Annotated in this window: 4 protein-coding genes and 1 pseudogene; 2 read left to right on the plus strand and 3 right to left on the minus strand. The window is 47.6% G+C overall.

The window, feature by feature from the left end; genetic code table 11:
• Positions 1-86: 86 nt before the first annotated feature.
• The gene (locus tag A5883_RS09640; RefSeq protein WP_086338426.1) at positions 87-9,479 is read right to left on the minus strand and encodes an Ig-like domain-containing protein; all 9,393 of its coding nucleotides are present in this window, start codon (positions 9,477-9,479) and stop codon (positions 87-89) included.
• Between the two features lie 1,158 nt (positions 9,480-10,637).
• On the opposite strand from A5883_RS09640, the gene A5883_RS09645 reads away from it, so the two are divergent.
• A complete protein-coding gene (locus A5883_RS09645; protein ID WP_086338427.1) occupies positions 10,638-11,522 on the plus strand; it encodes a helix-turn-helix domain-containing protein in 885 nt (294 codons plus the stop codon).
• 71 nt (positions 11,523-11,593) lie between these two features.
• Here A5883_RS09645 and A5883_RS09650 read toward each other — a convergent pair whose 3' ends face one another.
• Positions 11,594-13,156, minus strand: a complete 1,563-nt coding sequence (locus A5883_RS09650; protein ID WP_176323967.1) for a polysaccharide deacetylase family protein — start codon at positions 13,154-13,156, stop codon at positions 11,594-11,596.
• A 234-nt stretch (positions 13,157-13,390) separates the two neighbouring features.
• Here A5883_RS09650 and A5883_RS09655 point away from each other — a divergent pair, with 234 nt between their 5' ends.
• A complete protein-coding gene (locus A5883_RS09655) occupies positions 13,391-14,065 on the plus strand; it encodes a CPBP family intramembrane glutamic endopeptidase (protein WP_086338429.1) in 675 nt (224 codons plus the stop codon).
• 78 nt (positions 14,066-14,143) lie between these two features.
• On the opposite strand, the pseudogene A5883_RS09665 reads toward A5883_RS09655, so the two are convergent.
• Positions 14,144-14,975, minus strand: a pseudogene (locus A5883_RS09665) (MucBP domain-containing protein); the annotation flags it as partial.

A 14,975-nucleotide genomic window follows, 5' to 3' on the forward strand; every position in this document is an offset into this window, starting at 1 on the left:
TCTTTACGAAACGATGATCAATGCTTCAACATTTTGATTCACTAGATATACCAGCGGAGGCTGTTCACTCCGCTGGTAAAATCATGCTATTTTTGCTGGTCTTTTTTCTTTCTCGCTTTGAAGAACAAGCCGATTCCTCCGACAACGAAGACTGCTGCTCCGATCGCTGAAGCATACCAGGTTCCTTCTGATCCCGTTTTCGGCAAGAATTTACTTCCCCACCAGCTTTGGTTTTGATTGTTGCTGTTCCAGTTATTGTTTCCCCAATTGCCCCAGTTGCCCCAAGCGCCGTTGCTTCCGTCGGTACCATTCGTACCATCTGAACCATTGGTGCCATCCGTTCCATCGGTACCGTCCGTGCCGTCAGTACCATCTGAACCATCCGTGCCATTGTCACCCGTTGGTACCACGATTGGTGTTGCTGCACTGCGGTATTCTCTGCCACCTGCTGTAACGATCGCAACAACGTTAAGGGTTTCTTCTGGTGAAACATCCTCTGGATCTAATGTGATGCTAAATGCGCCATTCCCATTGGTCGTTCCAGTTCCGACAACGTCACCCGCTTCATTCAAGATTTCGATCGTCGCATTGGTTGGTCCATTCCCGAAGACTGGATAGCCATCGGTAGGATTGCCAGTGATCGTAGCAACCGGTGCATCAACCGTCAAAGCATCGACTACGGTCGTCGTCGGATCACTTAGGGTTTCGCCATCTGCTAAAGCAAGAACCGTAACGGTTTCACCTTCCGTTGCTTCCGCGGATAGCTCAACACGCCAGTCACCATTTTGATCGGCGATCGTTGTGATTGGTCCTTCAGCCGCGAAGATGGTCAGGAATCTGCTTGTTAACGGATCGCTGATGGTAACGGTGATCGTAGCACCTGGCTCACTCGTTCCGCTGATCGTTGTATCACCAGCCGTGACTGGGTCAATAGTTGGTGTATCTGTCTTGATGATTTCATCATCGACAGGTACGACGATTGGCGTCGCATTACTGCGGTAGTCATCCCCACCAGCAGTGACGATCGCCACAACCGATAAGTTTTCTTCTGGTGCGACATCCTCGCTAGTCAATGTGATCGTATAGTCACCATTTTCATCGGTAGTGCCTGTTCCAACGACATCACCCGCTTCATTCAAAATTTCAATCGCTGCATTGACAGGACCGTTCCCAGTTACTGGATAGCCTTCTTCGGAATTCCCAGTAATGGATGCTGAAGGGGCATTGACCGTGATGCCATTAACAACGGTCGTTGCTGGTTCACTGGCGGTTTCTCCTTCGCTTTGCGCCACTGCTGTTACGATTTCATCTCGAGAAACTTCGGCAACGTCCACTGACCAATTTCCTGCTTCATCTGCTTCGGTTTCAACCGCTTCTTCGCCCGTTACCGTCACGGTGACCATTGATCCCGGTACAGCAGTACCAGTGATGGTCGTGTCACCAGCTGTGACTGGTTCGATGATTGGTGTAGCGGTTTGATCGATCGTATTCTCAACGGGCACTACGATTGGTGTCGCATTACTCCGATAGTCTTTGCCACCAGCGGTAATGATCGCAACGACGGTCAATGGTTCTTCAGGAGAAACAGCTTCACCAGAGAGCGTGATCGTGTAGTTGCCATTTTCATCGGTAGTGCCTGATCCAACGACGTCTCCCGCTTCATTCAAGATTTCAATCGCCGCATTTGGTGCTGCCATCCCCGTCACTGGGTAACCATCCTCTGGATTGCCAGTGATGGACGCGGTCGGTGCTGAAACCGTGATGCCATCCACACTCACTGTGATTGGTGCACTAGGATCTTTTTCAGGTGATTGGGCCACAACAGTGACGGTATCACCCTCCGCAACTTCAGGTACCTCAACTGTCCAATTGCCCTCTTCGTCCGTTTCGGTCGTGATCGGTTCATTTTCCCCAATCGTTACCGTCACCGTTGAACCTGGTTCGGCAGTCCCGCTGATCGTCGTATCACCAGCTTTGACTGGATCGATCGTTGGTGTTGCAGTTTGTTGCTCTTCTTGATCCAAAGGTACCACGATCGGTGTCGCGTTACTGCGGTATTCTTTGCCGCCAGCTGTCAGAACTGCAACGACGGTTAAGCTTTCCGCTGGTGCAACAGCTGTTGGTTCAAGGGTGATACTGTAGTTTCCTTCTGCGTCTGCGGTTCCTGAACCGACGATTTGTCCATCGCTATTCAAGATTTGTACGGTGGCATTGGCTGGTGCCGTTCCAGTTACTGGATAGCCGTCCGTGCTATTGCCTGTGATAGTTGCACTAGGAGCAGTGACCGTCAACGCACCCACACCAACTGTGACTGGAGCGCTTGGCTCTTTGTCAGGTGATTGTGCCACAACAGTGACTGCATCGCCTTCAGAAACTTCTGGTACTTCTGCCGTCCAATTGCCTTCGTCATCCGTTTCAGCCGTGATTGGTTCCGCATCTGGTACGGTGATCGTCACGGTTGAACCTGGTTCAGCAGTTCCGCTGATGCTGGTATCCCCCGCCGTGATTGGATCGATCGTTGGTGCTGCTGTCTGATCCACTACCGTATCTGCTGGTACGATGACCGCTGTTGGATTACTGCGATACTCTTTCCCACCAGCTGTAACGATGGCAACGACGTTTAAGGTTTCTTCTGGATCGACAGTTTCAGCAGTTAACTCCACTGTATAGTTGCCGTCTCCATCAGCAGTGCCTGTTCCTACGACTTCATTGGCTGCGTTCAAAATCTCGATCGCTGCATTGGCTGGTGCTGTACCAGTCACTGGGTAACCATCCGTGCTGTTGCCGCTGATGGAAGCTGTTGGTGCTGCGACAGTCACTCCTTCGACGATGACAGTGATTGGATCACTTGGGTCTTTGCCGTCACTGTCTGCGACGACTGTGATGGTATCCCCTTCAGACAATTCAGGCACATCGACACTCCAGTTGCCTTCGTCATCTGTTTCGGCGGTTTCTTCTGTGCCATCAGGTAGTGTTACAGTCACAGTTGAGCCAGGTTCGGCGGTTCCACTAACTGTTTCATCGCCTGCTTTGATTGGATCAACCGTTGGTGCCGTTGTTTGATTTTCACCCGGTTCAGCTGGCACCATGATTGGTGTCGCTGGACTGCGATAATCCTTGCCACCTGCTGTGACCACCGCAACAACCGTCAAGTTTTCTTCAGGAGAGACATCTTCACTGGTCAAATCGATCGTGTAAAGCCCTGCATCATCGGTCGTACCCGTTCCAACTGTCTCGCCAGCTTCATTCAAGATTTCGATGGTCGCATTCGCTGGTCCTGTTCCAGTCACTGGATAGCCATCGGCTGCATTGCCGCTGATAGACGCACTAGGCGCCGCCACCGTTAATGCCCCGACCGTGATCGTTGCTGGTGTACTTGGTGTTTCATTTTCTATTTCTGCCACTGCCGTAACAGTTGTCCCTTCGGAAAGCTCTGGCACCTCAGCTTGCCAATTGCCCTCTTCGTCAACTTCAGCGGTGATTGGGTCTTCCTCACCGACCGTCACGCTGACTGTTGCTCCTGGTTCGGCTGTTCCGCTGATTTCTGTTGCGCCAGCCACTGCTGGATTGATCGTTGGTGTCGCCGTTTGATCCGCTGGCACCACGACAGCCGTTGGTTGACTACGGAAGTCATCCCCACCTGCTGAAACGATGGCAACGACACGGACTGTTTCGCCCGCTGATGCCTCTTCACTGGTCAAGGTAACGGTGTAAACGCCATTCTCATTGGCTGTTCCTGTGCCAATCACTTGATCATCAGCATTTAAGATTTCGATTGCCGCATTGGCTGGTGCTGTACCAGTTACTGGATAGCCATCTTCACTATTGCCAGAAATCGTTGCTGTTGGTGCTGCCACGATCAGCCCTTGCACCGTCACTGTTACTGGTAAACTTTCTGTTTTGCCGTCTGCCAAGGCAGTAACGGTCAAGACATCATCTAGAGAAACCGTCGGCACAGTTGCCGTCCACTCACCTTCGTCATTCGCTGTTGCAGTGTAAGTATCGCCGCTTGGCAGTTCAACGGTTACCTCTGCCCCAGGTTCAGCCGTTCCGCTAACAGTGGTCGCCCCAGCAACCACGGGTGCGACAGTCGGTGCTGCTGTCTGGTCTTCTGCGTTATCTTCTGGCACCACGATAGTAGTTGCTGGACTTCGGTATTCTTGTCCGCCAGCTGTTACCACTGCCACCACTCGCAAGGTTTCTGCTGGAGAAACACCATCTGTCAAGGTGATCGTATACTCACCGTCTCCATTGGCAGTCCCACTGCCCACCACTTCACCCGCATCATTTAAGATCTCAATGGCTGCGTTGGCTGGTGCTGTCCCTGTAACTGGATAGCCGTCAGTACTGTTGCCAGTGATCGTAGCCGTTGGTGCTGCCACGTTCAAGGCACCGACACCGACACTGATTGGATCACTTGGGTCTTTGCCTTCAGCTTCCGCAACCACTGTGACCGTGTCGCCTTCTGAAAGCTCTGGTACGGTGACCGTCCAATTGCCTTCCTCATCCGTTTCGGCTGTCACTGGATCTTCTCCAGGAATCGTTACCGTCACCGTTGAACCAGGTTCGGCCGTTCCTCCGACGGATGTATCCCCGGCTTGCACTGGCTCGATCGTTGGTGTGGTCGTTTGGTCTGCTGGTACCACGATGGAAAGCGGCGCACTGCGGTATTCATCGCCGCCAGCGGTTACCACTGCCACCACCTGTAGTGGTTCTGAAGGATCAACATCGTCGCTGCTCAATGTGATGCTGTAGGCACCTTCCTCATTTGTTTCGCCACTGCCGACAATCGCACCAGCTGCATTTAAGATTTCAATCGCTGCATTCGGCGTGGCCGTTCCTGTAACTGGATACCCATCGGTACTATTGCCGCTGATTGCTGCTGTCGGTGTCGCCACACTAAGTGGATTTACGACGACTGTTGCTGCATTACTTGGCGTTTCCCCATCAAGGGTCGCTACCACGGAAACTGTTTCTCCTTGAGAAACCTCGGGCACCGTTGCCGTCCAATTGCCTTCGTCATCGGCTTCGGCAGTGACTGGCTCTGCGTCACCAATCGTTATCGAAACTGTCGCACCAGGTTCAGCCGTTCCGCTGATCGTGGTGTCGCCGGCTGTCACCGCTTCAATGGTTGGGACTGCGGTTTGATCCAATGGTACTGTGATTGGGGCAGCCGCACTGCGGTAGGCTTGACCACCAGCTGTGACTACCGCCACCACCCGTAAGGTTTCAGCTGGAGACGCATCATCACTCGTCAACGTGATCGTGTATTGGCCTTCGTCATTGGCAGTGCCAGTACCTACCACCTCGTCATCGGCATTCAAGATTTCGATGGCTGCATTGGCTGGTGCCGTTCCCGTTACTGGGTACCCATCGGTACTATTGCCACTGATCGTCGCGGTTGGCGTAGCGATCGTCAACCCATTGACCCCAACACTGATTGGTGCACTTGGGTCTTTGTCTGGTGCTTGTGCGACCACTGTGACGGTTTCTCCTTCAGAAACTTCTGGAACTTCAACCGTCCAGTTGCCCTCGTCATCGGCTTCACCAGTCACAGGTTCTTCACCTGGGATCGTTACCGTCACCGTAGCGCCTGGTTCGGCAGTCCCACTGATCGTCGTATCCCCTGCATTGATTGGGTCGATGGTTGGTAATGCTGTTTGTTCAAGCTCATCTGCTGGGACCGTCACTGGTGTGGCAGGACTGCGGTACTCATCCCCGCCAGCTGTTACGATCGCAACGACAGACAAGGTTTCTTCTGGTGCTGCATCGGCTGGTGCGATGGTTACCGTATAGTTTCCATCCCCATCGGCTGTGCCAGTACCAATCACATCGCCTGCTTCATTCAGCACTTCGATCGCTGCATTCGCTGGAGCAGTCCCCGTGATTGGATAGCCATCGGTACTATTGCCGCTGATGATCGCTGTTGGTGCTGCTACGGTCACTCCTGCGACTCCAACGCTGATTGGCGCGCTTGGCTCTTTGCCTTCGGCTTCGGCAACGACCGTAACTGTATCGCCACCAGAGACTGCCGGCACTTCTGCAAGCCAGTTTCCTTCGTCATCCGTTTCAGCCGTTACTGGTTCTTGATCGGTGATCGTCACAGTAACCGTCGAACCAGGTTCCGCCGTTCCGCTAATCGTGGTATCACCTGCTGTGACCGGATCGATCGTTGGTGTCCCTGTTTGTTCAATGTCTGCTGGTACCGTGATTGGCGTGGCATTACTACGGTAGTCTTGACCACCCGCTGACACAACTGCCACTACCTGCAAGGCTTCTTCTGGCGTCACATCGGTTGGATCTAAGGTCACGGTATAAGCACCCGTGTCATCCGCCGTCGTGCTACCAACAACATCGCCTGCTTCATTCAAAATCTCAATTGCCGCATTCGGTGTCGTTGTTCCGCTGACTGGATAGCCATCCGTGCTATTGCCTGTGATGGAAGCGCTCGGTGCACTGACCGTAACACCATCAACGGTCACGGTAATCGGTGCACTTGGATCTTTGCCTTCAGCTTCGGCAACGACTGTTACCGTATCGCCTTCTGATAATTCAGGAACCGTCGCTTCCCAGTTGCCTTCGTCATCGGCTTCTGCCGTGATCGGATCGCCTTCAGGCAGCGTGATCGTCACTGTTGCCCCTGGTTCAGCCGCTCCGCTGACAGTCGTATCCCCAGCTGTTACTGGGTTGATCGTTGGTGTTTCCGTCAAGTTTTCTACATCATCTGCAGGAACTACAAGCGGTGTGCCTGTACTGCGATAGTCTTCACCACCAGCCGTCACGATCGCTTCCACCCGCAAGTTGTCGCCAGCTGCCACCTCTTGAGGATCAAGGGTGATCGTGAAGTTGCCCTCGTCATCGGCTGTTCCACTACCAACGACATCGCCTGCTTCATTCAAAATTTCAATCGCTGCATTGGCAGTCGCTGTTCCCGTTACTGGATACCCATCTGTGCTATTTCCAGTGATCGTAGCTGTTGGCGCCGCCACGGTTAAACCGTTTACACTCACGGTGATGGGGGCACTCGGATCTTTGCCTTCAGACTCAGCTACGACCGTCACGGAATCGCCTTCTGACAATTCAGGAACCGTTGCTTCCCAGTTGCCTTCCTCATCGGTTTCAGCCGTAATTGGGTCGCCTTCAGGAAGCGTGATCGTTACCGTTGCCCCCGGTTCGGCTGTCCCACTAACAGTCGTATCTCCAGCACTGACTGGATCGATCGTTGGTGTTTCCGTCTGCAGGATATCTGCAGGCACCACAACAGGTGTCGGGTTGCTTCGATAGGTTTCGCCGCCAGCAGTCACAACCGCCGTCACATTCAGGGTTTCTTCCGCGGCAACATCTGCTGGATCTAACGTCACCGTATAAACGCCATTCTCATTGGCAGTACCTGTTCCGACAATTTCGCCATCCGCATTGGTGATCTCAATGGCCGCATTTGGTGCAGCTGTTCCAGTCACTGGATAGCCCTCTTGACTATTTCCTGTGATCGAAGCCGTTGGAGCATTGACCATTAAGGCGGACACGGTGGTACTTGCTGGCTGACTTGGTGTTTGTCCTTCTAGTTCGGCGACAGCTGAAACCGTATCGCCCTCTGAGACTTCGTCCACATCAACACGCCAATTGCCCTCTTCATCGGCTTCCGTCACGATCGGATCTGCACCGTTGACGGTCACAGTAATCGAGGCACCAGGCTCAGCCGTTCCGCTGACGCTTGTATCCCCGGCAGTCACTGGTTGGATCGTTGGTGTTCCCGTTTGTTGCTCGGCATCGTCTGCTGGAACGACGATTGGCGTATTACCACTGCGGTAAGTTTGACCGCCAGCAGTAACGATTGCAGCAACATTCAAGTTTTCATTTTCTGCTACATCTGCTGGGTTCAACGTGATACTGTAGTTGCCGTTCTCATTTGCCGTCCCAGTGCCAACGACTTCTCCATCGGCATTGGTGATTTCAATGGCTGCATTTGCTGCGGCTGTCCCCGTCACAGGATACCCATCGGTGCTGTTTCCTGTAATCGAAGCCGATGGGGCATTGACCACTGGTGCTGCTACCGTTGCCGTTGCAGGTTCACTCGCTGATTCCCCATCCGCTTCCGCTACTGCTGTGACTGTAGCGCCTTCTACCAATTCAGGGACATCGGTCGTCCAATTGCCGTCACCATCTGCGGTTGTGGTAATAGGTGCACCGCCGTTGATCGCCAATGTGATGGCTGCGCCTGGCTCAGCTGTTCCGCTGATCGTCGTTTCCCCTGCTGTCAATGGATTGATCGTTGGGGTATCGGTTTGATCTTCTGGTGTATCAGGTGCAAACCAAATCGAGTTATTGCCGTCAGCATCCGTAAATAAATCAATGGTGATGAGGTCAAGCTGAGACATCGTTGCTTCGAAGCGAGCTTCGTAAGGATTAGATGGATTCGCCACGCCGTTTTCAACCAATTGTGCATAGGTCGGACTGGTGACACTCGTTGGAATGACCACATTGGTTTGACCTAAAACAGAAGCAGAAGCGACTTGATCTGCTAGATTAGTCGTAGCATTCAAGACATTTTGAGCAGTTTCAACCGTGCCATTTAAAGTCGCTTTGGCGGTATTGACCGTCGTTTGAACCAGTGTATTGATCCCGCTGATCAAGGTACCAATTCCTGGGATGCCGCTGGCACCATCTAGAATACTGACTTGGATCTGTGCCGCTTGTAAATTATCAAGAATTTGATTGATGCGCTGATTGACAACGATAAATAAACCATCATCCACATTGGCAATCAGGGCACGTTCGTTATCGGTTAGTCCAGCTGGAACTTCAAAATTCGCTTGGCCGAATTGTCCAAGTTGGTTTAGTAAGTCTAACTGAGTCGTAATTTCATTTAAGTTGACGGAGATCACTTGGCTTACATCCACGATTGAAGCCGCCGTATACAACGGATTCGGCAAACCACCAACGATTGTTGGCGGAATATCCAATGCGTCAGCTAAATTTTGATTGACGATTCCATCCACCGTGCTGATCAAGGTATTGACTGCTGGTGTGACTGTCCCGATCAAGGTTTGCAGGGCTGGAAAATTCCCCAATTGTAGTGTCACATTGGTGGAAATCGATGCATTGCCTGCCGGTTGAACCAAACCAGTAAGCCCTTGAGGAACCCCAACAACCGCGACTTTATCCCCATTCAAGACATCAACTGTTACTGCATTTGATCCGGAAATCGAGAAATTGACTTGGTTTGTTGCACCAGGAGTTGCATAAGGTGCAGACGCACTCGTGCCTGAGTTATTAGACGCCGTGATATCTGAGAAAAGTTCAGCTGAAACCAAAGCAGCTTCAACCGTCGTTGGTGCCCATAACAAACTCGCTGGCACGACCACCGTACTCGTCAACAACATCCCGCTGACAGTTAAATTCGCAATAATGTTTTTCTTTGTTCGAACGCGTGTGTTTTTCTTTGAATCCATGAGCTTTTTGTAATTAATGCCTTTCATTCATTCTCCTCCTGTTCGAAAAAAATTTAACCGACAAAAGATAAAACTGATGATCTCTGGAATGTTTCCTGCCCCCTTTTAAACCAGATGAAAATCTATTTCAACCCAACACCCAAAGGCATAGAGAGAAAACAAAAGTTACCGATCGCAAAGCGAAGATTTTTTCGCATGCTTTCTGAAAAACCCAGTGATCTTTGTTCAAATAGTTTCGCAGCACATTAGCATGCGCTTGTGAAAACCAAGAGATAAAATAACTAATTGAACACACTGTATAACAAAATTCTAGCAAATTTATTTCTTTCCAACAAATTATAAACACGATAAATAATTAAAAAAACACTGAAATTAACGTTACAAAACATAAAATGTTTATTTTATAAACGAGCAAAAATTATTTATATTTATCTGATAAATAAGTGCCAAACGATAAAATATTATCATTTTTTATCATAAAATCATGCCTTTTTTTATATTTAATCAACATAATGAATACGATTACATTTGTCTCTTTGCACGCAAAAGATGAGAAAAACGATGATGTTGTTTTTTCTTATATTCAACCTCGTTTTTTACCTCTGTAAATAAAAAAACAAAAATAATTCAGACGATTTTCACGATATTGTCTAAAACAACTCTTTCCGACGAAAAAATGGGCTCGAAAAGCTCCCGGAACGTTCTGTGAAAAAAGGAATGAAAATCTCCTATTAAAATCGAGCGTGCGCAATCATGAAATGAAATTTCTTCAATCGCCATTTACTTTTTTCTTTCAACGAATTTTTCAGTAGCTATTTGGTCTTATATTTTGGACCTAAGCGTTCATTCGCTTCTTTTTGTTTATACTTGCTGGTAAGAAGGAAACGCTGCTGCCCAATCGTCTTCTTCTAATACCACATAAGGAGCATGAGACGATGGATTGGTTAGTAATGATTCTTGTATTGATATGTCTTAGTTTTGTCTGAGAAAAAAGCGTGAGAACGAATCGTTCTCACGCTTTTCTATTATTTCACACCCTCTCTGGGTGCACACTACCACGAAACATCCTTTCATCAAATCAGAAGCGGTCTGAAATATAAGACCTTTTTGATTCCTACATTGGGCTTGTTTTACTATAATGGGGATACATGATTTCATTAATTCAACGAGAGCGGAGGCTTTCTTATGTATGGCGAAACGATCAGACAAATCCGATTGAAAAAAGGCTTCACCCAAAAAGAAGTCTATGGCACGATTATTTCAAAATCCTATGCCATCGAATTTGAAAAAGGCAAGCATCAGATTGCTGCCAACCTGCTGTTGCAAATTTTAGAAAATCTCTCAATGGATATCGATGAATTTCTCTATATCGCGAATGGCTATCGGCTGGATGAGCAAAACAGCTATAATCATCGGTATAATCAATATTCAAACAAACACGATCTGCCAAATTTACAAAAGCTGTTACAGGAACTACAACAAACCACTAGTAGACTGAACAATATCCGTATTGCAGAGGTTCGCTCGCGAATTCGCATGCTACAATGCTTGGCAGAGCATGGGGTCTATCGACAAAGTGCTGTTTTAGAATGCGATCGCCAAACGATCACTTCTTACCTCATTGATGTTGAGAGCTGGACGTTACAAGAAATCCAACTATTTGGCAACACCATCGATCTTTTGGACAACGACCATAATTTCTTCTTTTTCAAAAAAGTATCCAAGATGCTCGAGTACTACATCGATATGGAAAAAGGTCGAGAAATCTACTGCGCCTTGCTGATCAATTTGATTGAATATACGCTAAAACACCAGCAATACGATGCGACGGAAGTTCTCGTTGTCCAATTGAAACTTTTAGCGACAGACTACAAAGAATTTTTCCACCAAACCGTCTGCAAGTTTTTCCAAGGCGTGTTGCTCATAAGAACCGGCGATCAAAAAGCTGGTGAAACGATCACACAAAAGATGTTGGCTATTATGCGAGAACTGGATCAAGAAGCCCTTGCCGATGATTTTGCTTTACTATTGGATGAAGATTATCTCCGAGCATTTGCCTCCTCCGAGTGATAAAGCGGCAACTGCAGCGTTCGTTTTTGAAAAAAGGAAGCGATGATTGCCATCACTTCCTTTTTCAGCTACTAGCTAACACTGCGTTCGTCTGTTGCACCAAAGTATTGATACATTGGTTTTTGGTTGCCATTGAGCAATTGATCCACCGTCACAAATTCATAGCCTTGCGCTTTGAGCGCTTTGATGATACCTGGCACGGCTTGAACAGATTTCGGATGAATATCATGTAGCAAAATAATCGATCCATCGTAAACATTGTTTTGGACGACCTTCAAAATCTTGTTTGGATCTTTCAACTTCCAATCCTCGGTATCAACACTCCATTGAATGATCGATTTTCCTGCTGCTTGGGCGCTTTGTTGATCAATCGCCCCATATGGTGGGCGCAAATTCTTAGGCAAGACCCCTGTCGCCTGATAGATGGCTTTGTCCGTTTTGGTTATTTCCGCTTTGACCTCCTCTGGCGACAACGTATTTAATTGGGGATGTGAATAGGAGTGACTGGCAATTTCATGCCCTTCCTCATGGACCTTTTTCGCGACTTCAGGGTATCGATCCACCATTTGGCCTAATTCAAAGAACGTTGCCTTCACATCATTGTCTTTCAAGATTTTTAAGAGATCCAATGTCGAAGTATCGTTTGGTCCATCATCGAAAGTCAGTGCAACATATTTTTTGTTTTCGTCTAACATCGCTTGTTGCTCTTTCAATTGATCCGCATTGACAAGCTCTGGATCAATAAACGGCGCAATCTCTTTGTAAGCCAAAGTGATCTCGGATACGCCTGTTTGATTTTGCGGCAACTGGAGCGTTATTTTTTCAGGATCATAAGTAAATTTCGAGTCATAGGTGATTCGGTCCATACCCAAGACCGCATCAATGATTTTAGTCGGTTCTTTGGCTTGATCCAAAAGCTTTTGTTGAATCACTTGCTGGATCCCTAGCAAGCTGCCTTCATCTGGAATCAAGTCTTTCAAGGATAATTCATTGCCGGTTTTCTCGGAAATAAAAATTGGATCGGCAACCACGCTATCCGCATCTTCAAACCGCCCAGTCTCCCGATTCCAAACATAGCTGTCCGCTTTTAAGGAATAGGTTGACACTTTTGATGCAACTGCTTGTGCTTGAATCCGAGCGATCGTAACGGTCTCTTTGTCGGCGTGCTTTTTGCATAGCTTGTTCGCCATGGTCGATAATTTCTGACTTGCATCCTTTACAGGGATGGCATTTTCTTCTTTTGGTCGGAAAATCAATTCTTTTTTGTCCCCATCAGACAATGTTTCAAGTTTTGCGGGAATTCCCTCTTTGGCCTGCTCTTCTTGGATCGACGCTAATAGCTTTTGTGCGGCAGCTTCATATTTTTCCCGTGCCAATGCTTCTTGCTGCTTCAAAGTAAATGCGATATAGCCGCCAGTGGCGATAATGACGATTGTCAGCAGCGTCATCAATGAAAAGAGATACTTGCGATGGGTTGGCTTCTTTTTAGAAACTTGACGATTGGCGGTTGGCGTGCGTCTTGTCGTTCCCGTTGTTTGCTTTTGATGTGATTCGACCCTCGAAATAGGTGCTTGTTTTTCAGAAGTCGCTTCTCTATGTTGTGAATTATTTGAATCATTGCTTGATTTCTTCATAAACATTCTCCCTCAAACATAATAACGTAAACAAAATGTAACATAAGCGTAATAATATTTCAACAGTGTTACAGAGATTCTTATAAACTTCTCTTTTTGTTCACAAATTTTGAGAATTGTTCTTAGAAATCCTTTATTCTGCTTTTAAGAAAACCAATTCTGCCAAGTATGATATCGTGTTCACTGCTTTTTCTTTTTGTTTAAAAATAATGAGAGATATCTTTTTGTACTTTGATGTTTTTTCTGTTTATAATTCAGCATGTGGCAATTACTATGAAGGATGTGTTCAAAATGAAACACAAGTCAGCAATTTATTTATTCGTTCTTACCTTACTCATTGGGTTAACCTATCAATTACTTCCTTATACCCCACTAAATGATTCCGTGTTATCGATCATCGGTACCATCTGGAATCTGGTCTTCGCATTTAGCGCAGGGTATTTTCTCTTACGAGCAACCTTTTTGGAGCAGTTCAAACATTTTCGGTTTACCGTTTTATTGTGGGGTGTCCCTTTCGTCATTTTGACTGGCGTGTTCTTTTCCTTTATTTATGCCGCTATTTTTAGACAACCAACAACCAACTCGATCAGCGAAACCATCACTGTCCAAATGGTCTTTTTGCAAGTCCCCTTTATGCTGATGGGAGAAGAATTGCTTAGCACCAACCTCTTGTTGGCGTTGCAGAAAAGAGGCCTTTCATTTGCCTGGTCATCCATCATTTGCAGTGTGCTATTCGCTTTATGGCACATCCCAGCGTACGGCTTTCATCCAGCCCAATTATTGATCACCTTGATGCCTGCCAGATTGGCACTCAACTATGTTTGGAAAAAATCCAATAGCGTATGGATCAGCTGGATCTGCCATTTTCTCTATGACTCTCTAGGATTCATTTCATTTTTAGGTAAATAAGCAACAAAAAGGACAGCTGAAGCCTAGCTGTCCTTTTTGATAGTTAGTAACGCCTTTCCCCAAGGGCTTACTTAATCACTATTTTCGCTTTCTGAAATAAAGCCAGCTTGCCGTGGCGATAAAGAACAAACCAACTACAAATGGGAACAACGTCCCCTGCTCATCGGTTTGCGGCAATCTTTGTGCAGAAGCGCTTTTTTTTCGAAACAACAGTCGCCGTTGGTTCTTTTTCTTTTTTATCAGAAATAACGGCGGTTGCTACGTTTTCTTTTGTATAAACATACGTCACAGTTGCCTCTTCCTTACCAAATGTGCCTTTGGCATTTTGCGGCAGCCGACTTTCGTCTACTATGTAGCCTTCGATTGTTAGTTGATATTTTTTTGTGCTAGCATCGTAAGAGTCGCCTACGTTTCCACTGATCGTTTGAGAAGCGTGAATTTCGTTGCCTTCTGTATCTACGTACTCGACCGTTACATCCGCTGCGGGTATCGGATTTTTTGTATAGATGTAAGTGATGGTTTGCGCGGTTTCTCCAAACACACCCTTGCTGTTTTCTGGTAATTGGCTTTCGTCTAGTGTATAGCCATCGATCGATAGTTTATATTGATCTGTGCTTACATCGAAAGAGTCGCCTACATTCCCGCTAATCGTTTGACTAGCGTGGATTTCGTTGCCTTCTAAATCTACATACTCAATCGTGACATCAGCTGCGGGGTACAGTTTTTTTGTGTAGATATAAGTGACGGTTTGCGCTGATTCGCTAAACACACCTTTAAAATTTTCTGGCAATTGGCTTTGATCTAAAGTGTAGCCTTCGATTGTTAGTTGGTATTTTTCTGTACTAGCATCGTAAGAGTCGCCCACATTCCCGCTAATCGTTTGAGAGGAGTGTATTTCTTTGCCTTCTGT

The sequence above is a fragment of the Enterococcus sp. 5B3_DIV0040 genome, from assembly GCF_002140755.1.
Lineage (GTDB): Bacteria > Bacillota > Bacilli > Lactobacillales > Enterococcaceae > Enterococcus_D > Enterococcus_D casseliflavus.

Coding starts and splice junctions, on each gene's coding strand:
- A5883_RS09640 (WP_086338426.1), bottom strand. CDS start 9,479: ATGAAAGGCATTAATTACAAAAAGCTCATGGATTCAAAGAAAAACACA.
- A5883_RS09645 (WP_086338427.1), top strand. CDS start 10,638: ATGTATGGCGAAACGATCAGACAAATCCGATTGAAAAAAGGCTTCACC.
- A5883_RS09650 (WP_176323967.1), bottom strand. CDS start 13,156: ATGAAGAAATCAAGCAATGATTCAAATAATTCACAACATAGAGAAGCG.
- A5883_RS09655 (WP_086338429.1), top strand. CDS start 13,391: ATGTTTTTTCTGTTTATAATTCAGCATGTGGCAATTACTATGAAGGAT.